Origin of the sequence: Gallibacterium genomosp. 2, assembly GCF_000771895.1 — a bacterium.
Lineage (GTDB): Bacteria > Pseudomonadota > Gammaproteobacteria > Enterobacterales > Pasteurellaceae > Gallibacterium.
The window spans coordinates 1-24,303 of sequence record NZ_JPXY01000037.1; the positions used below are offsets into that span (position 1 = coordinate 1).

23 protein-coding genes and 1 pseudogene are annotated in these 24,303 nt (G+C 40.8%); 16 read left to right on the forward strand and 8 right to left on the reverse strand.

What is annotated here, in order from left to right; translation table 11 throughout:
* Nucleotides 1-155: 155 nt before the first annotated feature.
* From P375_RS08170 to P375_RS08180, 3 genes and pseudogenes are all read left to right on the forward strand, one after another.
* Nucleotides 156-737 (forward strand): NAD(P)H-dependent oxidoreductase, encoded by a 582-nt coding sequence (locus P375_RS08170; RefSeq protein WP_013746115.1) that lies wholly within the window; start codon nucleotides 156-158, stop codon nucleotides 735-737.
* A gap of 65 nt (nucleotides 738-802) precedes the next feature.
* A pseudogene (locus tag P375_RS08175) lies at nucleotides 803-1,033 on the forward strand (glutathione S-transferase N-terminal domain-containing protein); the annotation flags it as partial.
* A 117-nt stretch (nucleotides 1,034-1,150) separates the two neighbouring features.
* A complete protein-coding gene (locus P375_RS08180; protein ID WP_039135977.1) occupies nucleotides 1,151-2,089 on the forward strand; it encodes an alpha/beta fold hydrolase in 939 nt (312 codons plus the stop codon).
* Here P375_RS08180 and P375_RS08185 read toward each other — a convergent pair.
* Nucleotides 2,079-2,402 carry a DUF5389 family protein gene (locus tag P375_RS08185; protein ID WP_039135978.1) on the reverse strand — a complete coding sequence of 108 codons (324 nt, stop codon included), beginning with the start codon at nucleotides 2,400-2,402 and terminating at the stop codon, nucleotides 2,079-2,081. The two genes, P375_RS08180 and P375_RS08185, sit on opposite strands and share 11 nt — an antisense overlap.
* Before the next feature lie 76 nt (nucleotides 2,403-2,478).
* Here P375_RS08185 and P375_RS08190 point away from each other — a divergent pair, with 76 nt between their 5' ends.
* The 3 genes from P375_RS08190 to ubiA all read left to right on the forward strand — a co-directional run bounded on the left by P375_RS08190 (nucleotide 2,479) and on the right by ubiA (nucleotide 5,056).
* Complete coding sequence (locus P375_RS08190; RefSeq protein WP_039135979.1) at nucleotides 2,479-3,336, forward strand: rhomboid family intramembrane serine protease; 858 nt, start codon at nucleotides 2,479-2,481, stop codon at nucleotides 3,334-3,336.
* Between the two features lie 79 nt (nucleotides 3,337-3,415).
* On the forward strand, nucleotides 3,416-4,183 hold the full coding sequence (locus P375_RS08195; RefSeq protein WP_013746119.1) for a DeoR/GlpR family transcriptional regulator: 768 nt from the start codon (nucleotides 3,416-3,418) through the stop codon (nucleotides 4,181-4,183).
* A gap of 12 nt (nucleotides 4,184-4,195) precedes the next feature.
* Nucleotides 4,196-5,056, forward strand: coding sequence for a 4-hydroxybenzoate octaprenyltransferase (ubiA, locus tag P375_RS08200; protein WP_018346384.1), 861 nt, complete (start codon nucleotides 4,196-4,198; stop codon nucleotides 5,054-5,056).
* A 12-nt stretch (nucleotides 5,057-5,068) separates the two neighbouring features.
* Here the strand turns inward: ubiA and tusA are convergent, their stop codons facing one another.
* Nucleotides 5,069-5,308, reverse strand: a complete 240-nt coding sequence (gene tusA / locus P375_RS08205; protein WP_013746121.1) for a sulfurtransferase TusA — start codon at nucleotides 5,306-5,308, stop codon at nucleotides 5,069-5,071.
* A gap of 75 nt (nucleotides 5,309-5,383) precedes the next feature.
* On the opposite strand from tusA, the gene pepQ reads away from it, so the two are divergent.
* From pepQ to hemG, 3 genes are read left to right on the forward strand one after another with little or no spacing between them, the layout of a single operon-like run.
* Nucleotides 5,384-6,706 (forward strand): Xaa-Pro dipeptidase, encoded by a 1,323-nt coding sequence (pepQ, locus tag P375_RS08210; RefSeq protein WP_039135991.1) that lies wholly within the window; start codon nucleotides 5,384-5,386, stop codon nucleotides 6,704-6,706.
* Nucleotides 6,707-6,716: 10 nt separating this feature from the next.
* Complete coding sequence (locus tag P375_RS08215; RefSeq protein ID WP_039135993.1) at nucleotides 6,717-7,328, forward strand: YigZ family protein; 612 nt, start codon at nucleotides 6,717-6,719, stop codon at nucleotides 7,326-7,328.
* 9 nt (nucleotides 7,329-7,337) lie between these two features.
* On the forward strand, nucleotides 7,338-7,853 hold the full coding sequence (gene hemG, locus P375_RS08220; protein ID WP_039089399.1) for a menaquinone-dependent protoporphyrinogen IX dehydrogenase: 516 nt from the start codon (nucleotides 7,338-7,340) through the stop codon (nucleotides 7,851-7,853).
* 55 nt (nucleotides 7,854-7,908) lie between these two features.
* On the opposite strand, the gene rpsT is transcribed toward hemG, so the two are convergent.
* Nucleotides 7,909-8,172, reverse strand: a complete 264-nt coding sequence (gene rpsT, locus P375_RS08225; RefSeq protein ID WP_013746125.1) for a 30S ribosomal protein S20 — start codon at nucleotides 8,170-8,172, stop codon at nucleotides 7,909-7,911.
* A gap of 284 nt (nucleotides 8,173-8,456) precedes the next feature.
* Here rpsT and murJ point away from each other — a divergent pair, with 284 nt between their 5' ends.
* The 7 genes from murJ (at nucleotide 8,457) to nagE (ending at nucleotide 18,147) form a co-directional block, all read left to right on the forward strand.
* Complete coding sequence (gene murJ, locus P375_RS08230) at nucleotides 8,457-10,022, forward strand: murein biosynthesis integral membrane protein MurJ (RefSeq protein ID WP_039136007.1); 1,566 nt, start codon at nucleotides 8,457-8,459, stop codon at nucleotides 10,020-10,022.
* Nucleotide 10,023: 1 nt separating this feature from the next.
* Nucleotides 10,024-10,878, forward strand: a complete 855-nt coding sequence (locus P375_RS08235; protein WP_084598503.1) for a DMT family transporter — start codon at nucleotides 10,024-10,026, stop codon at nucleotides 10,876-10,878.
* A gap of 85 nt (nucleotides 10,879-10,963) precedes the next feature.
* Nucleotides 10,964-11,902 carry a bifunctional riboflavin kinase/FAD synthetase gene (gene ribF, locus P375_RS08240; protein WP_039081943.1) on the forward strand — a complete coding sequence of 313 codons (939 nt, stop codon included), beginning with the start codon at nucleotides 10,964-10,966 and terminating at the stop codon, nucleotides 11,900-11,902.
* 138 nt (nucleotides 11,903-12,040) lie between these two features.
* On the forward strand, nucleotides 12,041-14,860 hold the full coding sequence (gene ileS, locus P375_RS08245) for an isoleucine--tRNA ligase (RefSeq protein WP_039135995.1): 2,820 nt from the start codon (nucleotides 12,041-12,043) through the stop codon (nucleotides 14,858-14,860).
* 141 nt (nucleotides 14,861-15,001) lie between these two features.
* The gene (lspA, locus tag P375_RS08250; RefSeq protein ID WP_013746129.1) at nucleotides 15,002-15,502 is read left to right on the forward strand and encodes a signal peptidase II; all 501 of its coding nucleotides are present in this window, start codon (nucleotides 15,002-15,004) and stop codon (nucleotides 15,500-15,502) included.
* On the forward strand, nucleotides 15,499-16,443 hold the full coding sequence (gene ispH / locus P375_RS08255; protein WP_039092776.1) for a 4-hydroxy-3-methylbut-2-enyl diphosphate reductase: 945 nt from the start codon (nucleotides 15,499-15,501) through the stop codon (nucleotides 16,441-16,443). The genes lspA and ispH overlap by 4 nt, the downstream gene beginning before the upstream one ends.
* Before the next feature lie 225 nt (nucleotides 16,444-16,668).
* On the forward strand, nucleotides 16,669-18,147 hold the full coding sequence (nagE, locus tag P375_RS08260; RefSeq protein ID WP_039084625.1) for an N-acetylglucosamine-specific PTS transporter subunit IIBC: 1,479 nt from the start codon (nucleotides 16,669-16,671) through the stop codon (nucleotides 18,145-18,147).
* Nucleotides 18,148-18,208: 61 nt separating this feature from the next.
* On the opposite strand, the gene murB is transcribed toward nagE, so the two are convergent.
* From murB to recO, 5 genes are all read right to left on the reverse strand, one after another.
* Nucleotides 18,209-19,240: a UDP-N-acetylmuramate dehydrogenase gene (murB, locus tag P375_RS08265; protein WP_039135997.1), complete on the reverse strand. Its 1,032-nt coding sequence runs from the start codon at nucleotides 19,238-19,240 to the stop codon at nucleotides 18,209-18,211.
* A gap of 4 nt (nucleotides 19,241-19,244) precedes the next feature.
* On the reverse strand, nucleotides 19,245-19,601 hold the full coding sequence (locus P375_RS08270) for a diacylglycerol kinase (protein ID WP_039135999.1): 357 nt from the start codon (nucleotides 19,599-19,601) through the stop codon (nucleotides 19,245-19,247).
* Between the two features lie 8 nt (nucleotides 19,602-19,609).
* Entirely contained in the window at nucleotides 19,610-21,835 is a 2,226-nt protein-coding gene (gene relA, locus P375_RS08275) for a GTP diphosphokinase (protein ID WP_039136001.1), read from the reverse strand.
* A gap of 161 nt (nucleotides 21,836-21,996) precedes the next feature.
* The gene (rlmD, locus tag P375_RS08280) at nucleotides 21,997-23,304 is read right to left on the reverse strand and encodes a 23S rRNA (uracil(1939)-C(5))-methyltransferase RlmD (RefSeq protein WP_039136003.1); all 1,308 of its coding nucleotides are present in this window, start codon (nucleotides 23,302-23,304) and stop codon (nucleotides 21,997-21,999) included.
* Nucleotides 23,305-23,307: 3 nt separating this feature from the next.
* The gene (gene recO, locus P375_RS08285; RefSeq protein ID WP_039136005.1) at nucleotides 23,308-24,030 is read right to left on the reverse strand and encodes a DNA repair protein RecO; all 723 of its coding nucleotides are present in this window, start codon (nucleotides 24,028-24,030) and stop codon (nucleotides 23,308-23,310) included.
* Between the last annotated feature and the right edge of the window lie 273 nt (nucleotides 24,031-24,303).

Here is a 24,303-nt window from a genome sequence, read left to right on the forward strand (position 1 = left end):
GTTTATACAGGATTTTTTAAATAAAGAAAGCTGGTAAAGATCATCCAAAATAATCTTTACCAACTATTTTGTCCTATAAAGGCATAAAGTGCAAAAAGACCAACTATTTTGTCCTATATGCCATTATATTTATTACCTTAAATAAGGAGATGTAAATGAAGTTTTTATTATTAAATGGTGGAAAAGCATTTGGACATTCTCAGGGTAAACTGAATACAACATTACATAACACCGCAAAAGAAACTCTGCTTGCGTTAGGTCACGAAGTGCAAGAAACCATAATTGATGCTGGTTACGATATCAATCAAGAAATTGAAAAATTTTTATGGATGGATGTGGTGATTTGGCAAATGCCCGGTTGGTGGATGGGTGAACCGTGGATTGTGAAAAAATATATTGATGAAGTCTTTACTTTTGGTCACGGAAAATTATATCAGAGTGATGGGCGTCATCGGGTAAATCCGACAGAAGGTTATGGCACCGGTGGTTTGTTGCAAGGTAGAAAACATATGTTGTCATTAACTTGGAATGCGCCGATTGAAGCATTTGAACGTGAAGGTGATTTTTTTGAAGGCAAAGGTGTAGACGGTGTCTATTTGCATTTTAGAAAAGCAAATGAGTTTATTGGTCTTTCACCATTGCCTACATTTATTTGTAATGATGTTATTAAAAATCCAAATGTGGAACAGCATATTACTGAGTATAAAGCACATTTAAATAAATTATTTGCTAAATAAAATCAGAGAGGATAAAGTCTTGAATAGGCTTTATCCTTTTTATTTTGAGCTGATAAGGAGCAAATATGAAATTATGGTATTCACCAATGAGTCCGTTTGTCCGCCGGGTTATGATAGTGTTAAAACATCACCATTTATTGGAACAAACAGAACTCCTACCTGTAAAATTATCATTTGATGCCAATTCACCACATAACAAAGATAATCCTTTAGGAAGAATTCCTGCTTTACAGCTTAATAATGGCGAATGGTTATTTAATAGTTTCTTCATTGCAGAATATTTGGATAGTATTGGCTTAATCAAGTATTATCCTCAACTAAGCCGGTAATGAATAAATAATTTTTATCTCATTTTCAGATAAGAGATAAAAGAAAAAATACTTTTATCTCTTATTTTTAAGCAAAAAAGAAATATGGTAATAAAAGAGAATTTTAGTCAATTTGTTCAACAACAGTTATTGCCTTTTGTTGAGCAATTTCCTATGCAATATATTGAAGCAAATCAGCAGAAAAAAATAGCGTTTAGGCATTTTATTCATCAAGCACATCAAAAATTAATTGTATTGGTAAATGGGCGTGCGGAAAATATTTTAAAGTGGAGCGAAGTTGCCTATGATTTTTATCAGCAAGGATTTGATGTGCTGTTATTTGATCATCGAGGGCAAGGATTTTCTGATCGTTTATTAAAAGATCGTGAAAAAGGATATATTGATCGCTTTCAATATTATTTAGATGATATGGATTTAGTGATACAAACCGTTCTGCAACAAAAAGCGTATGAAAAACAATATCTTTTAGCACATTCAATGGGGGGTTTAATTTCAACCTGTTATTTGGCTAAATATCCGCATCAATTTAATAAAGTGATTTTGTCCGCGCCATTTTGGGGATTAGCGCAGAAAACAGTAAAAAGAGATGAAATTATTGTTGCAATAATGACATTACTAGGATTTTCTCAACATTATGTGTTTGGTAAAGGTGCATATAAAGCTGCTGATTTAGCAACAACACCCTTGAGTCATAGTACAGAAAGAATGGCTTTTATGAATGAAATTGCTGAAAAATATCCGGATGTTCGGCTTGGCGGACCAACATTTTCTTGGGTACATCATTGTATTATTATGTTTGCAAAATTGAAGGGGCTTATTGCTAAAATTACAGTGCCAGCTCTTATTTTTCAGGCGGAACAGGATTTAATTGTTTCTAATACAGCAATAAATGAATTTTCGAGCTATTTCTCTGATGTAATATTAAAAAATATTGAGAAATCAAAACACGAAATATTATTTGAAACAGATGAAATTCGTCAATCCGCCTTTAAAGAAATTATGGCTTTTCTTGCTAAGGATTAAAACCTTGTACGGCAATAATCAGTACTGCTAAATAGAAAAGAATAAAACAGATTGCTAATAGATAATAGGCTAATTTCGGTTTTCTAAAATGCAGTTTATAAATTATTCTAGCTAAAATAAATAGTAATAGTGGATAACTCCACATAAAAATAGACATATTATTAATTTCTGTCTGTGATAATGTTGGATTGTTTTTCAACGAAGGCGATAATAATAAAGATAATGGCCATAGGAAAGCCGGAATACAGAAAATAGCAATCGCCCACGAAAATTTAGAAAAGCCTTGAGGAAAATTATTTTTTCGATTACGCATAATAATGAAATGTAGATATTAGTGATCAGTGCTAGCAGTATAACGAATTTTATAAATAAGAACTAGGATTAACGTTATGTATTACCTTTTTAGTACCTCTCAGCAACAGTTGGCAATCCGATTTCAGCAGTTTATTCGACAACAATATCAACAGCAAATTGAAATAAAACAGGAAAAGGGTGTGTTTCATCTGTTTATCTCTGAGCAGAGTGAGCAAATGGTTGAGATTAAACAGGCTGCCGAGCAGTTTTTAGAGAATCCGGAGGCTGAACAGTTTTACCGCGCCGATTGGCAACAAGAGAGTCGGATCTCTTGGCGAGAACTATGGAAACCATTACTGGTAACAGGTTCTCGTTTTAGGTGGCAGCGGTTATGGCAGAATAAATTTTGTGCGTTGGTGACTTTAATCTGTATTTTGGTATTTGCGTTAACTTATACCGACTGGCAGCAACAAATCTTTTTCTATTTCCATTTTCCGGTCTTCCCGGAGCAACAATTTGAGCTTTGGCGTTATTTTTCGCACAGTTTAGTGCATCTTTCTCCGGCACATATTTTGTTTAACTTGATGTGGTGGTGGATTTTCGCCGGTTTGATTGAGCGCTATCAAGGCACATTTAAACTATGCAGTCTTTACGCTATTTCGGCAGTTACAAGCGGTATTGCTCAATATCTTTCATCCGGAGCAGATTTTTTTGGCTTATCCGGTGTGGTTTATGCCGTGTTAGGCTATGTTTTTGTCGAAAATTATTTTGATCCTAAGAAGCGCTTCGCCATTCCAAGTGGATTCGGTTTGTTTTTAGTGATTGGGATTGTATCCGGTTTTTTTGCGCCTTTAATCGGGGTTGTGATAGGTAACAGTGCCCATATCGCCGGATTAATTACCGGATCTATTTTAGCCGGCATTGATGTTTGGCGACAAAAAACGGTGAAATAATTTTTTCACAAAAATTTAATGAAAAGATATTCAATTTGGGTAGAATGACAACCAATAATTACAATAATGTGAGGCAGTTATGAAACAAGCAATACGCCACAACCGGATTATTGAGTTAGTAAAATTACACGGTTATATCAGCACAGAAGAGCTCGTTGCTGAGCTTGATGTTAGTCCTCAAACAATCCGCCGCGATCTCAATGAACTCGCGGCACAAAATCAAATTCGCCGCCATCACGGTGGTGCCGCCTCTCCTTCCAGCTCTGAAAATAGCGATTATGCTTCGCGTAAGACCTTGCTTTCTCAAGAAAAAGATTGGGTAGCCAAATGTGTTGCACAACATATTCCGAACGGTTCATCGCTATTTATTGATATCGGGACTACGGCGGAAGCGGTGGCACGTGCATTATTGAACCACGAAAATTTGCGTATCGTGACCAATAATTTAAATGCAGCGCATATTTTAATGGAAAAAGAGAATTTCCAAATTATTATTGCCGGCGGCGGTTTACGTCCGGACGGTGGCATTATCGGCGAAGCGACAATGCAATTTATTGCGCAATTTAGGCTGGATTTCGGTATTTTAGGTATTAGTGCTATTGATCGGGATGGTTCATTACTTGATTATGATTACCACGAAGTACAGGTGAAACGTACTATTATTGAAAGTTCGCGTACCAGCATTCTTGTCACAGACCATTCTAAATTTTCCCGTAATGCGATGGTTCGATTAGGGCCAATAACAATGTTTGATTATCTGTTTACTGATAAACCCTTGCCGGAAGAAATGGCAAAAGTGGTTGCAAACAGTAGTCTGGTGGTTGAAGTTTGTCCACGTCCGGAATAAAGATACTATTTTATGAAATTATTAAATAAATGGCGCAGTTATATTCAGTTAATGCGTTTGGATAAGCCTATCGGTTCATTTTTGTTATTATGGCCGACATTGTGGGCGTTATTTTTAGCCTCGAACGGTATGCCGGATGTTAAGATTTTGTTCATTTTTATCTTAGGCGTGGTCTTTATGCGTTCGGCAGGTTGCGTGATTAATGATTATGCGGATCGTCATATTGATGGCAAGGTCAAGCGGACTTCACAACGGCCGTTAGCTACCGGTGCGGTGTCAGAAAAAGAGGCAAAAATATTATTTGTGCTATTGATACTGCTCTCATTTTTCCTCGTTTTGCAACTTAATCTCTATGCGATAGCGTTGTCTGTCGCGGCGGCGGTATTGGCGTTTATTTATCCGTTTATGAAGCGTTATACGCATTTGCCGCAACTCTTTTTGGGGGCGGCATTCGGTTGGTCGATACCGATGGCATATGGTGCAACAGCGGCTTCGTTGCCGTTATCCTGTTGGTTGCTGTTTTTAGCGAATTTGGCGTGGACAATCGCTTACGATACACAATACGCGATGGTGGATCGTGATGATGATTTGCGTATCGGTGTGAAATCGACTGCCATTCTGTTTGCGGAATATGATAATAAAATCATTGCATTATTACAGATCGCTACCTTGGCTATTCTGGTTTATCTTGGGGTGGAACAGCAGTTGTCGAATGGTTATTTTATCGGTTTATTACCGGCGTTGGCTTGTTTTATTTATCAGTGTCGGCTGACAAAACGGCGCACGCGTGAGGAGTGTTTCAAGGCGTTTTTAAATAATAACTATGTCGGAATGTGGATTTTTATCGCCATTTTAGTTGGCATTTTAGGATAAATGAAAAGGGGATTATTTCCCCTTTCTGATCCAATAACGATACGGCGTTTGTTCGATTTCACTTTGTAACAGCGTATGTTCCATAAATTGACAGAACCCCGGAATATCGCGTGTTGTTGCCGGATCATCGGCAATAATAAGCAAAACTTCTCCATTCTGCATTTCACGAATTTTCTTTCTTACCAACATTACCGGTTCCGGACAACGTAATCCTTGTGTATCAAGTGTTTGATTAATTTCTAATTCGGTCATATGATTGCTGCTGATTATTAATAAAGGCAGTAATGATACTGCATTTTTACGCAATATGGGATAGTGGAGTAAAGAATGGAAACGTTATTTAATGCTCATTTGGCACGCATTCAGACTATTATACAGGAAGCTTTATCCAGCTGTCGGCTTGATGGCGTGTGGATTTATGCCGGTCAAGCGGATTATTATTTTGTGGATGATCAAACCAAATCTTTTCATATTAACCCGTATTTCAATTATGTTGTGCCGATGCCTCAAGCTGAAGGAAGCTGGTTGTTTTTAGACGGTTACAGCAAACCGAAACTCTATTTTTATCAGCCGAAAGATTACTGGTATTTTGTTGAAGCCTTGCCGAAGGCGTTTTGGTGTGAACAGTTTGAATGGCAAGTTTTTACTCAGCCGCAACAGATGCAGCAAGAGGTGAATAGTCGTAAAAACTGTGCATTTATCGGTGAAGATGAGGCGTTGGCGAAATCACTCGGTTTTTATTCGATTAATGATCGTAAATTATTGAATATTTTGAATTATTATCGCGCTTATAAAAGCGAGTATGAAATTGAATGTATTTTTAGGGCACAGCAACCGGCATTATTAGGGCATCAAGCGGCTAAACAGGCGTTTGAGCAAGGGAAAAGTGAATTTGAAATTAATGCAGCGTATTTACAGGCAAGTCAGCAGTCGGATTTAAATGTGCCTTACGGTAATATTATCGCCTTGAATGAACACGGCGCGGTGTTGCATTATAATCGCTTATCCCACCAAGCGCCGGAAACTGCCAACAGTTTCTTAATCGATGCCGGCGCAAGTTATCTTGGTTATGCTTCAGATATTACACGTACCTATCAACAACAAACACAACCCATATTTGCTGAATTGTTGCGCGGAATGGAACAAATTAAGCGCGATATTATTGCCGATTTGCGTGTCGGGCATAACTATTTAAGCTATCACACTCAATTGCAACAACGAATTGCAGAATTATTAGCGGAAAGTGAATTAGTAAAATTACCGGCACAACAGATTTTTGATTTAGGCATCAACCGCGCATTTTTGCCGCACGGTTTAGGGCATCTTCTCGGTTTGCAGGTGCACGATATTGGTGGATGGCAGCAGAATAAACGAGGCGCGATTAAACGCCCGCCGGAGGTGTATCCGAGTTTGCGTTGTACCCGAGAATTGGCGGAAGGAATGGTGTTGACGATTGAACCCGGTTTCTATTTTATTGATTTATTATTGCAGCCTTGGCGACAAAGTGAATATGCAAGCAAAATTGATTGGGCAATGATCGATGTTTTAAAAGCATTCGGTGGTATCCGTACAGAAGATAATATTGTGATGAGAACTGAAGGTGCGGAAAATTTAACTGTTAAAATGGAACAACAGTTAGGACTGTCATAAAAGGAGAATTATGCAATACCCGGTGTTAAAGTCAGCGGTAACCTTTAGCGAGGAAATTAAAAAAAGTCGATTTATTACCTATCTACAACCGGTGTCAGGAATGGAGGAGGCAAAACAGTTTTGGCAGCAGATACGGCAACAACATCCTGACGCTCGACATCATTGTTGGGCAGCGGTTGCTGGAACACCAATTGATTCACAACAGTACGGTTTTTCCGATGATGGCGAACCATCCGGAACTGCCGGTAAGCCGATGTTAAATTTATTGCTGGGCAGTGGTTTAGGCGAAGTTTGTGCAGTCGTGGTGCGCTATTATGGCGGCATTCTGCTTGGTACCGGTGGATTAGTGAAAGCTTACGGTAATGGCGTACAGCAAGCTTTAAAGCTGGCGGAAACCACAATTAAGATTGAGCGCAAATCGTATCTTCTTATTTGTGAATATGCGCAATGGGCGTGGTTGGAAGCGCTGTTGAAACAGTATGATGCACAAATTAGCTCGCAACAATTTACCGATCAGGTCAGGTTACAGCTGGCGATCGCTGAACAACAGGCAGAACAGTTGGCGTGGCACATTAATGAACGTTCCGCCGGGCAACTTACATTACAGTTATTGGAAGACTGAGATATTTTTATGAAAACATTGATTTTATATCTTACTCACGATGGGCAAACCCGAAAAATTGCTGAAGCGATTGCAGCCAAGTTAAATGGGCAATCTGTATTGGTCAATTTAGCGGAAAATATGCAGATTGATCTTGCACCTTATGATCGCGTTGTTATCGGCGCGTCTATTCGCTATGGGAAGTTCAGCACTCAATTGTATGATTTTATTCAGCAGCATCACTCCCAATTACAAGCGAAAAAAGGGGCGTTGTATACTGTCAATCTAACTGCAAGAAAAGCGGATAAAAATACACCGCAAACCAATGTTTATACGAGGAAATTGTTGGCGAAAATTAATTGGCAACCACAGTTGGTTCAGGTATTTGCCGGCGCATTGCTTTATCCACGTTATGGTTGGTTTGATCGGATGATGATTCGTTTTATTATGAAAATTACCGGTGGCGAAACCGATCCGACAAAAGAGATTGAGTATACCGATTGGCAACAGGTTGCACGTTTTGCGGAGCGCTTACAGCAACTTTGAACAGACAATAAAAAACCGCCAAATTGGCGGTTTTATTTTTAATCCAAAAAAATCATTAAGCTAATTTTTTGATCTGTGCAGATAGTTTAGATTTGTGATTTGCTGCTTTATTTTTGTGGATTAAGCCTTTAGAAGCCATTCTATCCACAACTTTTTGCATTTCAACAAAAGCTGCTTCTGCAACTGCTTTATCGCCAGCGGCTACTGCTGCATAAACTTTTTTGATATAAGTACGCATCATTGAGCGGCGACTTGCGTTATGTTGACGGCGTTTTTCAGATTGAATCGCACGTTTTTTTGCTGACTTGATATTAGCCAAGGTCAAACTCCCAAAATTTCTAATTAATTACACTAAAAATGAAAGGCGTAAAATATGCCTATTTTTTAAGCCTTTGTCAATCAATTTATCGCTTGATGCCGTAAATTTGCTTCGAGAGTAAGCAAGGCAATAGCTAACTTGCTTTAGTGAGACACAACCAAAGTAAGCCATTAAAAGGCGGCGTGATTTTAACAGTTTTTCCGGTGAGAATATAGCTTAAAAAGTAAAAATATATACAATGTGCAATAATTTTTATGAAGTCAGACCGAATTGTGGTGGTTATTTTGAGCAAAGGGTTATTAAAATCAGGTATTGTTGTTAGCAGTATGACATTGCTTTCACGCGTGTTGGGCTTAATTCGTGATGTGGTGATCGCGAATTTGTTGGGGGCCGGTGTCGCCGCGGATGTCTTTTTATTTGCAAACCGTATTCCTAATTTTTTGCGCCGTCTGTTTGCTGAGGGGGCATTTTCTCAGGCATTTGTGCCGGTGTTGGCGGAATATCAGAAAGAGGGAGATTTGGATAAAACCCGTCAATTTATTGCCAAAGTATCCGGCACTTTGGGGGGCTTGGTTACCGTTGTAACTTTATTAGCAATGATTGGTTCACCATTGGTCACTGCGGTTTTCGGTACTGGCTGGTTTATGGATTGGTTGAACGGTGGCGCGGATGCCGAGAAATTTACCCAAGCCTCGTTATTATTAAAAATTACCTTCCCTTATTTATGGTTTATTACGTTAGTGGCGCTATCCGGCGCAATTCTTAATACTATCGGCAAATTCGGTGTAATGTCGTTTTCGCCGGTGTTGTTGAATGTGGCGATGATCGCCGCTGCGCTCTTTATTGCACCGAGATTGGACAATCCGGACATTGGTTTAGCGATAGGGATTTTCTTGGGCGGGCTGTTACAATTTTTATTTCAACTCCCTTTTTTAAAACAGGCGGGATTGTTGGTAAAACCGAAATGGGCGTGGAATGATGCCGGCGTGAAAAAAATCCGTACGCTAATGATTCCGGCACTGTTTGGTGTATCGGTCAGTCAAATCAATCTTTTGTTGGATACCTTTATCGCCAGTTTTTTAATGACAGGTTCAATCAGCTGGTTATATTACTCTGATCGTTTGTTGGAATTCCCTTTAGGTTTGTTCGGTATTGCGATTTCAACCGTTATTTTGCCGACCTTATCACGCCATCACGTCAATAAAGATAATATGCAAAGCGAGCAGGCTTTTCGTCAGACGCTGGATTGGGGCGTGCGGATGATCTTATTGCTCGGCGTACCGGCAATGGTCGGTATTGCGTTATTGGCACAGCCAATGTTATTGGTGCTGTTTATGCGTGGTAATTTCCTACTTTCTGATGTGCAGGCGGCATCTTATTCATTGTGGGCATTCAATGCCGGATTGTTGAGTTATATGCTCATTAAAATCTTGGCAAACGGTTATTATGCGCGTCAGGATACCAAAACGCCGGTGCGTTACGGTATTATTGCGATGATCAGTAATATGGGATTTAATTTATTGGCGATCCCTTTCAGTTATGTCGGCTTGGCAATGGCATCGGCAATGTCTGCTACATTGAACGCTTTTCTGCTTTATCGTGGTTTATCGCACCAACAGGTCTACCATTTTTCCGCACGAAGTTTATACTTTTTCTTGAAAGTGGTGATTGCTGCCGTGGCAATGGGCGCTCTGTTGTTTTACCTCACGCCGGATATCACTGCTTGGCAAACAATGACAATAATGTGGCGAGTCGTTTGGTTAGCCGGTCTGATCGCAGTTGCTGCCGTCTGTTATTTATTGTCGTTGCTGTTATTAGGTATCAGAAAACGCGATTTGTTGGCACAGTAATATGAGTATTTTGCAATCTTTGTGGATGATTTTTGCCAGTGCTTCTTTTGCAGCAATGGCGGCATTTGTTAAATTGTCGTCAGAAGAAGGGGCAAGTTTGGGCGCAATTATTTTTACGCGAGGATTGCCGTCAGTCATATTGATTTGGTTATGGGTAATGCTGGATCGACAGCACCGCAGTTTTAGAACGCCACGTTTAAAATCGCATTTAGCGAGAAGTATTTTCGGTGTGATGTCTATCTGGTGCGGCTTCTATGCTTATGCTCATCTACCGTTGGCAACAGCGGCAAGTTTAAACTATACCACCACACTTTTTATCACTTTTTGGACCTTGTTGACGACAGTGGTTGCACGTAGTGCGCTACAGGTGTTGGCTGTCTGTTTGGGCTTTATGGGCGTATTAGTGGTGTTGCGACCGAGTATTAATGCACAGGATTGGTGGGCTATTGTGGTGGGGCTATTTGCTGGCTTAAGTGCAACCGGCGCAGTGCTGACCGTTAAGCGGCTCGGACAGGCGGGCGAACCGGTGTGGAGAACGGTATTCTATTTTTCTGTTTCAGTAACTGTTATCGGCTTAGTCGCGTTTTTATTTTCCAATAATTATATTGCTGATTTAAATGCCGGTTTTTATTTATTAGGCACCGGTGTTTTCGGCTTATTGGGGCAGTTAGGCTTAACGCGATCATTCAGTTATGGCGCAACGGTGTTAACCGCCACTTTGCAATATACGGCGATTATTTTTTCCGCACTATTAAGTTTATGGTTGTGGGATACAGAAATTGATTTATTAAGTTGGCTTGGTATGTTTGTGATCATCCTTTCTGGCGGCTTATGTGCTTATGCCACTAAAAGATAGGCGGACGCTGCTGTTTTACACTATTTAACAATCTGCGTATAATACCGGCATTTTTGTAACCTTTTCCAATAGCAAACAGATCATAATGCGATTAATTCGAGGTCTTTATAATTTACCCACTTTCCCTAACGGATGTGCGCTGACCATCGGCAATTTCGATGGTGTACATTTAGGACATCAAACCATTTTGCGACATCTCAAGCAGAAAGCGCAACAATTAGGATTGCCGACTGTAGTGATGTTATTTGAACCGCAGGCAAAAGAGTTTTTCTTGAAACAGAAAGCACCGGCGAGGCTAATGCGATTGCGTGATAAATTAACCGCATTGGCTCAATTCGGTATCGATTATGTTTTCTGTGTTCCTTTCAATGCCGCCTTTGCACAACAAAGCGCAGAGCAGTTTATTCAACATTATTTGATTGAAAAATTACGTGTTAAGTTTTTAAGCGTTGGCGATGATTTTCGTTTCGGCATTAATCGTAGCGGTAATTTTGCAACCTTACAAAAAGCCGGCAAACAATATGGTTTCCAAGTGGAAAACAATGCCAGTTACTGTTTAGCACAACAGCGTGTGAGCAGTACTGCAATCCGTGAGGCGTTGGCACAGGATAAATTGGAACAGGTTGAGCAGATGTTAGGACGGCCTTACAGCATTTTAGGACGAGTGGTGCACGGCAATGAACTGGGCAGAACAATCGGCTTCCCAACCGCCAATATCGGACTGCATCGTAATGTGAACCCGATTCAGGGGGTTTATGCGGTAGAAGTTAAAGATAAGGCAAACCATCATTATTATGGTGTCGCTAATGTCGGAAATCGTCCTACCATTAATGGTTTTAAACCGTTGTTGGAAGTACATCTATTTGATTTTAATGGCGATCTTTATGGGCAAACATTGGAAATTTTCTTTAAGTTGAAATTACGTTCGGAAATTAAATTCCCTTCATTTGCGGCATTACAACAACAGATTAAGTTGGATGCAGAAAATGCGAAACGTTATTTTCAACAAAATCGGCAAAAATAACGGAAAATTTTGATAACTTTGTTTGCATAGCGATCTAAAAAAGGCTATAAAAGAGCGTTTAAAGATGAAAATAACGGCAGCTCTGCCGGAAAAAATTTAGCAACTTTGATTTAACTTTATTAATTACGGAATATTCTAATGTCTAAAGATACAACTGATTACAAAAGCACGTTAAACCTGCCTGAAACAGGTTTCCCAATGCGTGGCGATTTGGCGAAACGTGAGCCGGCTATGCTAAAAAATTGGTATGATAAAAACCTTTATCAAAAAATTCGTCAAGCGAGTAAGGGCAAGAAAACCTTTATTTTGCACGACGGTCCTCCTTACGCCAATGGCACAATTCATATTGGGCACGCAGTAAATAAAATTCTTAAAGATATTATTGTTAAATCAAAAACTGCCTTAGGTTATGACTCTCCTTATATTCCGGGATGGGACTGCCACGGATTGCCGATCGAATTGAAAGTAGAAGGTCTGGTCGGTAAACCGAATGAGAAAGTGAGTGCGGCAGAATTCCGTGAAGCTTGCCGTGCTTATGCTAAAGAGCAGGTGGAAGGTCAGAAAAAAGATTTTATCCGTTTAGGTGTGATCGGTGATTGGGATCACCCTTATTTGACAATGAATTTTGCGACTGAAGCCAACATTATCCGCACTTTGGCGAATGTGATTAAAAACGGTCATCTTTATAAAGGTTCTAAACCGGTTCACTGGTGTTTGGATTGCGGTTCAGCCTTAGCCGAAGCGGAAGTGGAATATTACGATAAAACTTCACCGTCTATTTATGTGCGCTTTAATGCGGTGGATGAAGATGCCGTGTTGGCGAAATTTAATTTGAGCGAAAAAGGTGAGGGCAAAATCTCTGCGGTCATTTGGACAACCACACCTTGGACATTGCCGTCAAACCGTGCTATCGCTTTACATCCTGAATTGGAATATCAGTTAGTGCAAGTAAACGGTGAACGCTTAATTCTCAACACCGAATTGGTAGATAGCGTAATGAAAGCCATTGGCGCAACCGATTATCAAGTATTGGGCGTTGCAAAAGGGCAAGATCTTGAGTTATTACAATTCCAACATCCGTTCTATGATTACAGCGTGCCGTTTATTTTAGGTGAGCACGTTGGTAATGATGCCGGTACCGGTTTGGTTCATACCGCGCCAGATCACGGTCAGGACGACTTTATTGTTGGTCAAAAATATCAATTACCAATGGCAGGATTAATCGGTAATGACGGTAAATTCAACAGCCAAGCGAAATTCTTTGCCGGTGAAAATGTGTTTGATGCCAATCCGTTGGTAGTAAACAAATTGGAAGAAGTGGGTGCATTGTTGAAGCTTGAGAAAATTACTCACAGCTACCCACACTGCTGGCGTCATAAAACTCCGATTATTTTCCGTGCAACACCGCAATGGTTTATCGGTATGGAAACCAAAGGGCTACGCGCGCAAGCATTGAAAGAGATTAAAGGGGTGCGTTGGGTGCCGGATTGGGGGCAAGCTCGTATTGAAGCGATGGTGGAAAATCGCCCTGACTGGTGTATTTCCCGTCAACGTACTTGGGGAGTGCCATTAACACTGTTTATCCATAAAGAAACAGAAGCATTGCATCCACGTACATTAGAATTAATTGAAGAAGTTGCAAAACGCGTGGAACAAAAAGGTATCCAAGCGTGGTGGGATTTGGATATTAATGAAGTATTGGGTGAAGATGCCAAAGATTATCAAAAAGTGCCGGATACCCTTGATGTGTGGTTTGATTCCGGATCAACCTATTCTTCAGTAGCGAAACATCGAGCTGAATTCGGCGGTAATGACGTTGATATGTATCTGGAAGGTTCGGATCAACATCGTGGTTGGTTTATGTCTTCATTAATGTTATCAACTGCAACAGATAACAAAGCACCTTACAAACAGGTGCTTACACACGGCTTTACCGTTGATGGTCAAGGACGCAAGATGTCAAAATCAATCGGAAATATCGTTACTCCGCAAGAAGTAATGGATAAATTCGGTGGCGATATTTTGCGTCTATGGGTTGCCTCAAGTGACTATACCGGCGAAATTGCGGTATCGGATGAAATCTTCAAACGAGCGGCGGATACCTATCGCCGTATTCGTAATACCGCACGTTTCTTATTGGCAAACTTAAACGGTTTTGATCCGAAACGAGATATGGTGCAAGCGGAAGAGATGATCGTACTCGATCGTTGGGCGGTTTCTTGCGCATTACAGGCACAAAATGAAATTAAAGAAGCCTACGATAATTATCAATTCCACGAAGTGGTGCAACGTTTGATGCGTTTCTGTTCGATTGAAATGGGCTCATTCTATTTGGATATCATTAAAGATCGCCAATATACCACGAAAGCGGACAGTTTAGCGCGTCGTAGCTGCCAAACTGCGTTGTACCATATTGCAGAAGCGTTGGTGCGTTGGATTGCGCCGATCCTCTCCTTTACTGCCGATGAAATTTGGCAATATTTGCCGGGGGAACGCAGCGAATTTGTCTTTACGGAAGAGTTCTATCAAGGTCTATTTGCTTTAGCGGATGACGAAGAGATGAATGATGCTTACTGGCAAGAAGTGTTGAAAGTGAGAGCCGAAGTTAACCGTGTGCTTGAACAGGCGCGTAATGATAAAGTGATCGGTGCGGCGTTGGCAGCGGAAGTAACACTTTATGCAAATCAGCATTATCGTGAGTTATTGGCGAAATTAGCGTCTGAATTACGTTTTGTGTTGATTACCTCAAAAGCGGAAGTGAAATTGTTAGAAGAGGCGGACGTTGCTGAAGGCGAATTAAAAGGTCTAGCGGTGAAAGTGGTTGCTTCTAAAGATGAAAAATGTCCTCGTTGCTGGCATTATTCCGATACTATCGGACAAAACAGTGAACATCCGCATCTTTGCGCACGTTGTGTAGAAAATGTGGCAGGACAGGGTGAAACCAGACAGTTCGCCTAATTTTTAATGTTGTTTGAATGAGATAATCACTGTTAAGCACTGCTTGGCAGTGATTATTTTTATGCAAAGGAGCAGATCTCCTAAATTAAATAGCTTCTGCCGCCGTAGATGGCGGAAGGCTCAACCACAGAGGAGTTTTTAATGCAAAAACAGGCAAATGGTTTGATTTATTTATGGCTGAGCGTTGTCGCCTTTATCTTGGATTTATTCACTAAATGGTTAGTGGTTTCGCATTTTGAACTGTATGAAAGCGTCAATATTCTGCCGATTTTTAACCTGACCTATGTCAGAAATTATGGCGCGGCGTTTAGCTTTCTTGCCGATCATAGCGGTTGGCAAAAATACTTTTTTGTCTTAATTGCAGTTGTGATTTCAGCATTATTACTCTTTTGGCTGGCAAAAACGCCACGCCAAAAAATCTTGGTGAACAGTGCTTACGCTTTAATTATCGGCGGTGCATTAGCCAATATGACGGATCGTCTTTATCACGGTTTTGTGGTCGATTTTCTTGATTTTTATTGGCGAATTTATCACTATCCGGTGTTTAATGTTGCAGATATTGCAATTTGTGTTGGGGCAGGATTACTGATCCTCGATTATCTGAAGAATGAACGCAAACAGGTAAAAGGAAAGGACGAATGAAAATTATCTTAGCAAATCCGCGAGGTTTTTGTGCCGGTGTAGATCGCGCTATCAGCATCGTGGAATTGGCGTTGGAAATTCACGGCGCACCGATTTATGTACGTCACGAAGTGGTACATAACCGTTTTGTGGTGGATGGTTTACGTCAGCGTGGTGCGATTTTTGTTGAAGAGTTAAGTGAAGTGCCGGACGGCTCGATTGTGATTTTTTCGGCACACGGTGTTTCTCAGGCTGTGCGCCAAGAGGCAAAAGAGCGAGATTTAAAAGTGTTCGATGCAACCTGTCCGCTCGTAACAAAAGTTCATATGCAGGTAGCAAGAGCAAGTCGAAAAGGGACAAAAGCGATTTTAATCGGTCACGAGGGGCATCCTGAAGTGGAAGGTACAATGGGGCAGTATGATAATCGCGAAGGTGGCATTTATTTAGTGGAAAATGTGGAAGACATTGCTGGATTGCCACTCTCAAATCAGGATGATCTCACCTTTATGACACAAACAACCTTGTCGATTGATGACACTGCCGAAGTGATTGAAGCGTTAAAAACGAAATATCCAGCAATTCAAGGGCCACGCAAAAATGATATTTGCTATGCAACAACCAATCGTCAACACGCCGTTAAGGAGCTGGCAAAGCAGTCTGATTTGGTGATTGTCGTTGGTTCAAAAAATTCATCAAATTCCAATCGCTTGGCTGAACTGGCTTCGCGAATGGGGGTGTCATCCAAATTAATCGATGATGCTGCCGACATTGATCCTCAATGGTTGGAAAATATTAATGTTATTGGTATTACCGCCGGAGCATCTGCGCCGGAAGTGTTGGTTCAGTCAGTGGTGAATCGTTTATTGGAACTCGGTGCGACAAGCGTTGAAGAGCTGGAAGGCTGTGAAGAAAATACAGTGTTTGAAGTGCCGAAAGAGTTGCGAATTACCGAAGTCAATTAACAAAGACAATGCCGTTGTTATATTCAATGAACAACGGTTTTTTCTTTTTATTAAATGGTGTGAGATTGAATGAAGTATCACTTCATTTTTTTTATTTTTTTAAGTGATCGCTATCACAATTCTAATAATCTGTGTTTTACTTCATTTTTATGGGCTTCTATACTGAAACAGATTAACAAAGATTAATCAATCTTTGTATTAAAACTAAACAATGAGGATATTGTTATGAGTATGTTATCTTATTTACAAAAAATAGGTCGAGCTTTGATGGTGCCGGTCGCCGCATTGCCGGCAGCCGCTATTTTAATGGGGATAGGCTATTGGATTGATCCGGACGGCTGGGGAAGTAATAGTGCTTTGGCGTCTTTGTTGATTAAATCAGGCGCGGCAATTATTGATAATATGTCGTTGTTATTTGCGGTCGGTGTGGCTTTTGGTCTTTCTAAGGATAAACACGGCTCAGCGGCATTATCAGGTTTAGTCGGTTATTTAGTGGTGACCACGTTGCTTTCTCCTGGTGCGGTTTCTCAACTACAAGGTATTCCTTTAGATCAAGTGCCGGCAGCATTCGGTAAAATTAATAACCAATTTATTGGTATTTTGGTTGGTATTATTTCTGCGGAACTCTATAACAGATTTTCTCACGTTGAGTTACATCAAGCATTGGCATTTTTCAGCGGTAAACGTTTAGTACCGATTGTTGTTTCTTTCGTGATGATTTTAGTGTCATTTGTCTTGCTTTATGTATGGCCGGTGATTTTTAACGGATTGGTCAGTTTTGGTGAATCAATTCAAGGTTTAGGGGCAACCGGTGCCGGTATTTATGCTTTCTTCAATCGTTTATTAATTCCTGTCGGTCTACATCACGCCTTGAACTCTGTATTCTGGTTCGATGTTGCCGGAATTAATGATATTCCTAACTTCCTTGGTGGGGCAAAATCATTGGCGGAAGGTAAAGCGGTGCTTGGGCAAACAGGTATGTATCAAGCCGGTTTCTTCCCAATTATGATGTTCGGTTTGCCGGCAGCGGCATTGGCGATTTACCATAGTGCTAAACCGTCTAAAAAAGCATTGGTTGGTTCAATTATGTTTGCAGCAGCATTGGCATCATTCTTTACTGGTGTTACTGAACCGTTGGAATTCTCCTTTATGTTTGTTGCACCGTTGCTCTATTTAATTCACGCACTATTGACCGGTATTTCCGTATTTATCGCAGCAACATTCCACTGGATTGCCGGTTTCGGATTTAGTGCCGGATTGGTGGACTTAGTGTTGTCTTCTCGCAATCCATTGGCAACAGAGTGGTATATGTTGATTGTGCAAGGTCTGGTGTTTGCGGTGATTTACTATCTATTGTTCCGCTTCGTGATTAAAGCATTTAATTTAAAAACACCGGGACGTGAAGAAGATAGTGCAGATAGCGCCGGTGTTACAACGAAAAATACCGCAAGCCAAGATAATGAACAGGCAAAAGTTGAACGCGCACAAGCATTTATCAGCGCGCTTGGCGGTAAAGGTAATATCAAAGAAATTGATGCCTGTATTACCCGTTTACGTTTGATTTTAGTGGATCGTAATAAAATCAACGAAGCGCAGCTCAAAGCATTGGGCTCAAAAGGAAATATTAAATTGGGCGATAACGCCTTGCAGGTTATTTTAGGACCGGAAGCAGAGCTTGTTGCCGATCAAATGAAAAAACTCTAATCGTTAGCGTAAGATGATGAATAACAACGTTAAAGTCGAAAGGCTTTAACGTTGTTTGCATTTAGGCAAGAGAAAAATCAATTTCACCATTGTTACCGATAAAACGAACTTCAGGCTGTAACACCACACCAAAACGTTCGGCAACGTTATGACAAATATAACGGGCAAGTGCGACCACATCAGAACCGCTTGCTCGTTCTTTGTTAATGATGACTAATGCTTGTTTATCGTGCACCGCCGCACCGCCTAACTGATAGCCTTTTAATCCGCAACGATCAATCAACCAACCGGCAGCCAATTTGACTGAACCGTCCGCTTGAGGATAGTGAGGAATATCCGGATACTGTTTTTGCAACCATTGAAATTGTTCCGCAGAAACCAACGGATTTTTGAAAAAACTGCCGGCACTGCCAATTTTTTTAGGATCAGGCAATTTCGCCTGTCTGATGGCACAAACTTGTTGAAAAACCGCTTTAGGGGTGAGCTGTTGCGGATCTAACTGTGCCAAGTTGCCGTAATGTAAAATCGGTTGCCACTGTTTGGCTAATTTAAAATAGACCGCAATTACGGCGTAGTGATCCCGATATTGATGCTTAAAAATGCTTTCACGATAACCGAATTGGCATTGATCGTTTTGCAATATAAAAGTTTCGCCGCTGGCAAGATCAATCACCTCAACCGCTTGGCAGATATCTTTCAGCTCTACGCCATAAGCCCCGATATTTTGCACCGGCGCCGAACCGACACAGCCCGGAATTAAAGCTAAATTTTCCAATCCGCCGATATTCCGTTCAACACAGTAACTGACAAATTGATGCCAATTTTCACCACTGCCGACTTTAAAATAGTGGAAATCCGCATCGGTGTGATATTGAATGCCTTTAATGCGATTTAACAGCACCACGCCGGAAAAATCTTCGGTGAACAAGACATTGCTTCCTTCACCCAACAGTAAAACCGGTAATTGCTGATGTTGAGCCTGTTGCCATAAATACGATAACTCATCAACTTGATCGACCTGATAAATCTGTTTCGCAGATGCCGGAATGGCAAAAGTGTGATAAGGCTGTAAATTTGTACCAAGATCAATCATTTAGCTAACCTAATAAAAGAATTAACCAGACTAGCCCACAAGTTACCATTGCCACGAAAACGGCGGCGGAACCGAGATCTTTAGCACGACCGGAAAGTTCGTGATACTCCTTGCCGACACGGTCAACAATTGCTTCTAAACCGCTGTTAAGCAGTTCAATCGCGAATACCATTAATACGGAAGCCACCATCAAAGCGATCTCAATTTTGTTCTTCCCAAGCCAAAATGCGAGAGGAATCAAAATGATAGCAGCGCCGACTTCGTGGCGGAATGCGGCTTCATATTTAAATGCGGCACGTAAGCCCTGCATTGAATATTTTGCGGCTTTAAAAAAATGAGTTAATCCAGTGTATTTTTGCATAATGTTCCTTAATTCGTGATGCGTTTTGCTTCGATAACATCATCCAGTTTTGCCAAACGAGATAAAATTTTGCTTAACATTTGTACATTGCTGAGTTCGATTTGCATATCAATAGTAGCAATTTGGCGTTTGGTATCACTACGGCTACTCACGCCTAAAACACTCACTTTTTCGTTGGCTAAAACGGTTGTAATATCGCGCAATAATCCATTGCGGTCGCTGGCAATAATCCGAATGCCGACGTGAACACCGTAAGAGTAGCTATCACCCCAAAGTGCTTCTACTACACGTTCCGGATTGTTCGCTTGTAATTCCGCTAACTGTTCACAATCGGAACGGTGAATGGAAATTCCCCGCCCTTGAGTGATGTAGCCAACGATATCATCGCCCGGAATCGGTTGACAGCAGCGGGCGATATGATGCATTAAATTGCCGACACCTTCAACGACAACGTGCCCTTTTTTCTTCTCTTTCTGCTGTTGCGCGTTGTTGGCACTTTTATTGGAGATGTGTTTTAAAATCTCTTCATCAATCTCTTCATTGGACGGCTTGAGCAATTTGCTTTGTAAAAAGTTGATAAGCTGATTTAAGCGAATATCGCCACCACCAATACCGGCATAAAGATCATCCAGATTACGCAAGTTGTAACGTGGCAAAGCGTACTGTTCGATCTGTTTCTGTGTTAAACCGATACGATTCATTTCGCTTTCTAACATTTCTCGACCAGCAGGGATATTTTTATCGCGATCCAGTTTTTTGAACCAAGCGTGGATTTTCGCTCTGGCACGAGCGGTATGCACGAAACCAAGATTTGGATTGAGCCAATCGCGACTTGGATTTGGATTTTTTTGCGTGATGACTTCAATTTGATCGCCCATTTGTAATTGATAAGTGAAGGGTACGATTCTGCCGGCAACTTTGGCACCGATACAGCGATGCCCGATTTCACTATGGATACTGTAGGCAAAATCTAACGGCGTTGAGCCGGTTGGTAAATCAATGACTTCACCTTTCGGGGTAAAGACATAAACGCGATCATCAAACACTTGACTACGCATTTCAGCAAGCACTTCGCTAGAGTCAGCCAAATCATCTTGCCACGCTAATAATTTTCGTAACCAAGCGATTTTTTCTTCATAACCGCTGCGACCGGCAGTTGCGCCCTCTTTATATTTCCAGTGCGCCGCCACACCGAGTTCGGCATCATCGTGCATTTTTTGAGTACGAATCTGTACCTCTATCGGTTTGCCACCTTTGCCCAAGACTACGGTGTGGATGGATTGATAACCGTTCGGTTTCGGATTGGCGATATAATCATCAAACTCTTTCGGTAAATGTTTAAAATGGGTATGAACAATGCCTAACGCGGCGTAACAATCTTGCAATTTCTGCACAATAATGCGTACTGCACGAACATCATAAAGATCACCGAAAGCGAGATTTTTTTTCTGCATTTTGCGCCAAATACTGTAAATATGTTTTGGTCGTCCATAAACCTCGACTTCCGAAATGCTCTCTTTAAGGTAGGCGGTCAGTTCTTGTACGAAATCTTGAATATATTGTTCACGATCCAAACGGCGTTCGTGTAGTTGGTTGGCAATATGGCGATATTGCTCAGGGTGTAAATAACGGAAGCAGTAATCCTCCAATTCCCATTTCAACTGCCCGATACCCAAACGATTCGCCAATGGTGCATAAATATTGGCGCACTCTTTCGCCGCCAACACTTTATCTTCTTCACTGACGCGACTGTCAGCGGTGCGCAAAAAGGTAATGCGTTCGGCAAGTTTAATCACGACACAGCGGAAATCTTCCACCATCGCCAACAGCATTCGCCGAATATTATCGATTTGTACGCTATCTGAACCACGATTAGTATTGAGTTGACGAATATTGTCCATTTCAAAAACACCGTGAACTAATTTCTTGATGGTTATGCCGAAATGTTCTTGTAAATCATCGAGGGAAAGAATTTTGTTCTCAAGAAACGGGAAGAACAGTGCTGCGAGTAGGGAATTTTCATCCATATTTAGTTCTGAAAGGATAGAAACCATTTCAACACTGTTAGAGAGAATATCTTGAGCGTGATCGTTATCCGTAATTTTAGGATGAAGATATTGCCAAGCTTGAGTTAATAAGCTTCTAGTACGATCCGCTAAAGTAAGCGAATTTAACCAATCTTCAAAAACGAAATGACGTAAATTTGTTAAATGTGTTTCTCTTACTGCGACCATCTTCTTCTTCCTGTTTTATTGAAAACACTATTGCATTAATCATACCGCCCCAATGATGTGAATATCAAACTGATCGGACAAACTTTTTGCCTTCAAGCAGACACTTTTATTATCAAATGGAGTAGTTCTATTTGAGTCTATTTTGCGAGAAAAGTTTAAATTTATTTTGAAAACAGGGTGATAGATTCTAAATGTCCGGTTTGCGGAAACATATCAATCATTGCGCTTTTCTCTAAATGGTAACCGTTTTCCACCAATATTTTTGCATCACGCACCAAAGTTGCCGGATTGCAGGAAACATAAAGTATTTTCTCTGCCTGCAGTTCAATAAGGTGATTTAACACGAAAGCCGCACCGCTACGAGGCGGATCAAGCAAGATTTTATTAAATTTTTCTTGTGCCCAAATTTGATTGGCAAAAGGTGCGCTTAAATCAGCTTGGTGAAATAACGCATTGGTAATCCCATTCTGTTGTGCGTTGTAACGCGCTTTTTCCACCATCTGTGCCACGCCCTCAATACCGACAACGCGTTTACTCTGTTGCGCCAACGGCAAAGTGAAATTTCCCATACCACAAAAGAGATCCAATATCTGATCATCTGCTTGCGGATCAAGCCAATTCAACGCAGTTTGCACCATTTTTTGGTTAATTTGTCGATTAACTTGAATAAAATCACGAATATCAAAAAAGAGTTTTAATGCGCCGATATGGTAATAAGGTCGTGCTTCTGTCCACGCTGAAACCTGTTGTTCTTGCTCACTCACGAACAGCATTAGCTGATATTGTTGCCCAAATAATTGTAGCTTTTCGGCATCCACAGCGTTTAATGCACCTAAATGACGTAAAAACAGTGCAATGCCATTGTCGGCGGCAACCAATTCGATATGCCCTAATTTTCTCGGTTGTTGCCATTGTTGCAGCAGTTGTATAAGCGCCGGCAACAGTGCCGATAATGCCGGCACCAGCACCGGACATTGGTTGATTTCAACCAGCTGATTACTCTGTTTTTGCCGAAAGCCGAGCTTAATTTGCTTGGTGGTAGCAACATATTGCACGCTTAATCTGGCGCGGCGGCGATAATGCCACTGCTCGCCGCTTATCATTGCTTCAATTTTTACTTCAGGAGCAATTTTTTGTAACTGTCGCATTAATGCCTGTTCTTTGGCACAGCGTTGCATTTCAATCGGAATATGCTGCATTTGACAACCGCCACACTGCTGATAATACGGACAGAGAGGCTCAAGGCGTTGTGCTGAACTTGTTAGTCGCTTTGTCGTTTTACCGATACCATATTGCCGTTTTTCTTCTTGTATAGTAAATAGCACTTTTTCGCCCGGTAAAGCATCTTCAATGAACCAAGTTTTACCATCAATTTTGGCAACGCCCAACCCTTGATAATCCAAAGATTCAATTAACGCCGTTTTGTTTTTTGCAGATGTTTTTGTTGTAGCTTGATAAAACAGAACCATAATTTATTCGCTAGGATATAAAATATTTAAATGTTGTTGAAATAATTCCCGACTTTTCAAAGGCTTACCGCCTAAAAACGGTTTTAATGCAATGCGAGTAAAGCGTTTAGCCGCTTGTAAGGTCTCTTTTTCGTTAAAGCTTAAATTAGCAAACGCCTGCAGATCTCGTCCGTAAAAAGTGAGATTATTTTTGATTAATGAAGCGATAAAGCCTTTTTCTTCCCGATATTGATAAGTCATTTCAGCGGCAACTGGCTCACCGCTGCCGGCACAATGCTCAAAATCTATGCCGTAGCCAAGTGCTTTCAACAACATAAATTCAAACCGGCGTAATGTTGCTTCTACTTGATCACCATTTGCCGCCAATCCGGTCAGACAACGCAAATATTCGTGGAACAGTTCCAAATAGGCTGTTTCTTGTTCTAATGTTCTCACTAGCAATTCATTAACATAAAAACCACTGTATAAAGCTACTGTTTGCATCGGTAAGGTAACGGAAATCGCTTCTACTTTAGTTAAAATTTTTAACTGTCCGCGACCGCTCCAACGCAACAGCAACGGCGTAAACGGTTGTAATAAGCTCTTTAACGGAGAACGTTTTGCACGTGCACCTTTTGCTAAAAGCGTGATACAACCATAATGTTCTGTAAAGAGATCTACCAGCAAACTGGTTTCACTATATGCCCGGCGATGTAATACAAAGCCACGTTGCCAATTATCGATGATGCACCTCTGCGTAAAGAAAAAACGGCATCTATTTTAACAGAAAAAGTGGGTAATTAAGTTGAGAAAAAAGATGTGCTTATAACAAATTTCTATATAAATGATTAATTTGTTATTAGACGTCTGGCAATCTATATGGATAAATATAACGCACAACAAATCATCTTCAGTGTTAGTAATAAGGAAAAAATATGTTAAGTGGATTAATTATCGGAGTTTTGCTCGGCTTTGTGCTGCAACGAGGTCGATTTTGTGTAACAGGCGCATTTCGGGATT

Coding starts and splice junctions, on each gene's coding strand:
- rlmD (WP_039136003.1), bottom strand. CDS start 23,304: ATGGTTCTGTTTTATCAAGCTACAACAAAAACATCTGCAAAAAACAAA.
- murB (WP_039135997.1), bottom strand. CDS start 19,240: ATGATTGATCTTGGTACAAATTTACAGCCTTATCACACTTTTGCCATT.
- P375_RS08180 (WP_039135977.1), top strand. CDS start 1,151: ATGGTAATAAAAGAGAATTTTAGTCAATTTGTTCAACAACAGTTATTG.
- P375_RS08270 (WP_039135999.1), bottom strand. CDS start 19,601: ATGCAAAAATACACTGGATTAACTCATTTTTTTAAAGCCGCAAAATAT.
- nagE (WP_039084625.1), top strand. CDS start 16,669: ATGAGTATGTTATCTTATTTACAAAAAATAGGTCGAGCTTTGATGGTG.
- P375_RS08185 (WP_039135978.1), bottom strand. CDS start 2,402: ATGCGTAATCGAAAAAATAATTTTCCTCAAGGCTTTTCTAAATTTTCG.
- pepQ (WP_039135991.1), top strand. CDS start 5,384: ATGGAAACGTTATTTAATGCTCATTTGGCACGCATTCAGACTATTATA.
- ileS (WP_039135995.1), top strand. CDS start 12,041: ATGTCTAAAGATACAACTGATTACAAAAGCACGTTAAACCTGCCTGAA.
- P375_RS08215 (WP_039135993.1), top strand. CDS start 6,717: ATGCAATACCCGGTGTTAAAGTCAGCGGTAACCTTTAGCGAGGAAATT.
- P375_RS08190 (WP_039135979.1), top strand. CDS start 2,479: ATGTATTACCTTTTTAGTACCTCTCAGCAACAGTTGGCAATCCGATTT.
- tusA (WP_013746121.1), bottom strand. CDS start 5,308: ATGACCGAATTAGAAATTAATCAAACACTTGATACACAAGGATTACGT.
- lspA (WP_013746129.1), top strand. CDS start 15,002: ATGCAAAAACAGGCAAATGGTTTGATTTATTTATGGCTGAGCGTTGTC.
- ubiA (WP_018346384.1), top strand. CDS start 4,196: ATGAAATTATTAAATAAATGGCGCAGTTATATTCAGTTAATGCGTTTG.
- hemG (WP_039089399.1), top strand. CDS start 7,338: ATGAAAACATTGATTTTATATCTTACTCACGATGGGCAAACCCGAAAA.
- ispH (WP_039092776.1), top strand. CDS start 15,499: ATGAAAATTATCTTAGCAAATCCGCGAGGTTTTTGTGCCGGTGTAGAT.
- P375_RS08170 (WP_013746115.1), top strand. CDS start 156: ATGAAGTTTTTATTATTAAATGGTGGAAAAGCATTTGGACATTCTCAG.
- P375_RS08195 (WP_013746119.1), top strand. CDS start 3,416: ATGAAACAAGCAATACGCCACAACCGGATTATTGAGTTAGTAAAATTA.
- P375_RS08235 (WP_084598503.1), top strand. CDS start 10,024: ATGAGTATTTTGCAATCTTTGTGGATGATTTTTGCCAGTGCTTCTTTT.
- ribF (WP_039081943.1), top strand. CDS start 10,964: ATGCGATTAATTCGAGGTCTTTATAATTTACCCACTTTCCCTAACGGA.
- relA (WP_039136001.1), bottom strand. CDS start 21,835: ATGGTCGCAGTAAGAGAAACACATTTAACAAATTTACGTCATTTCGTT.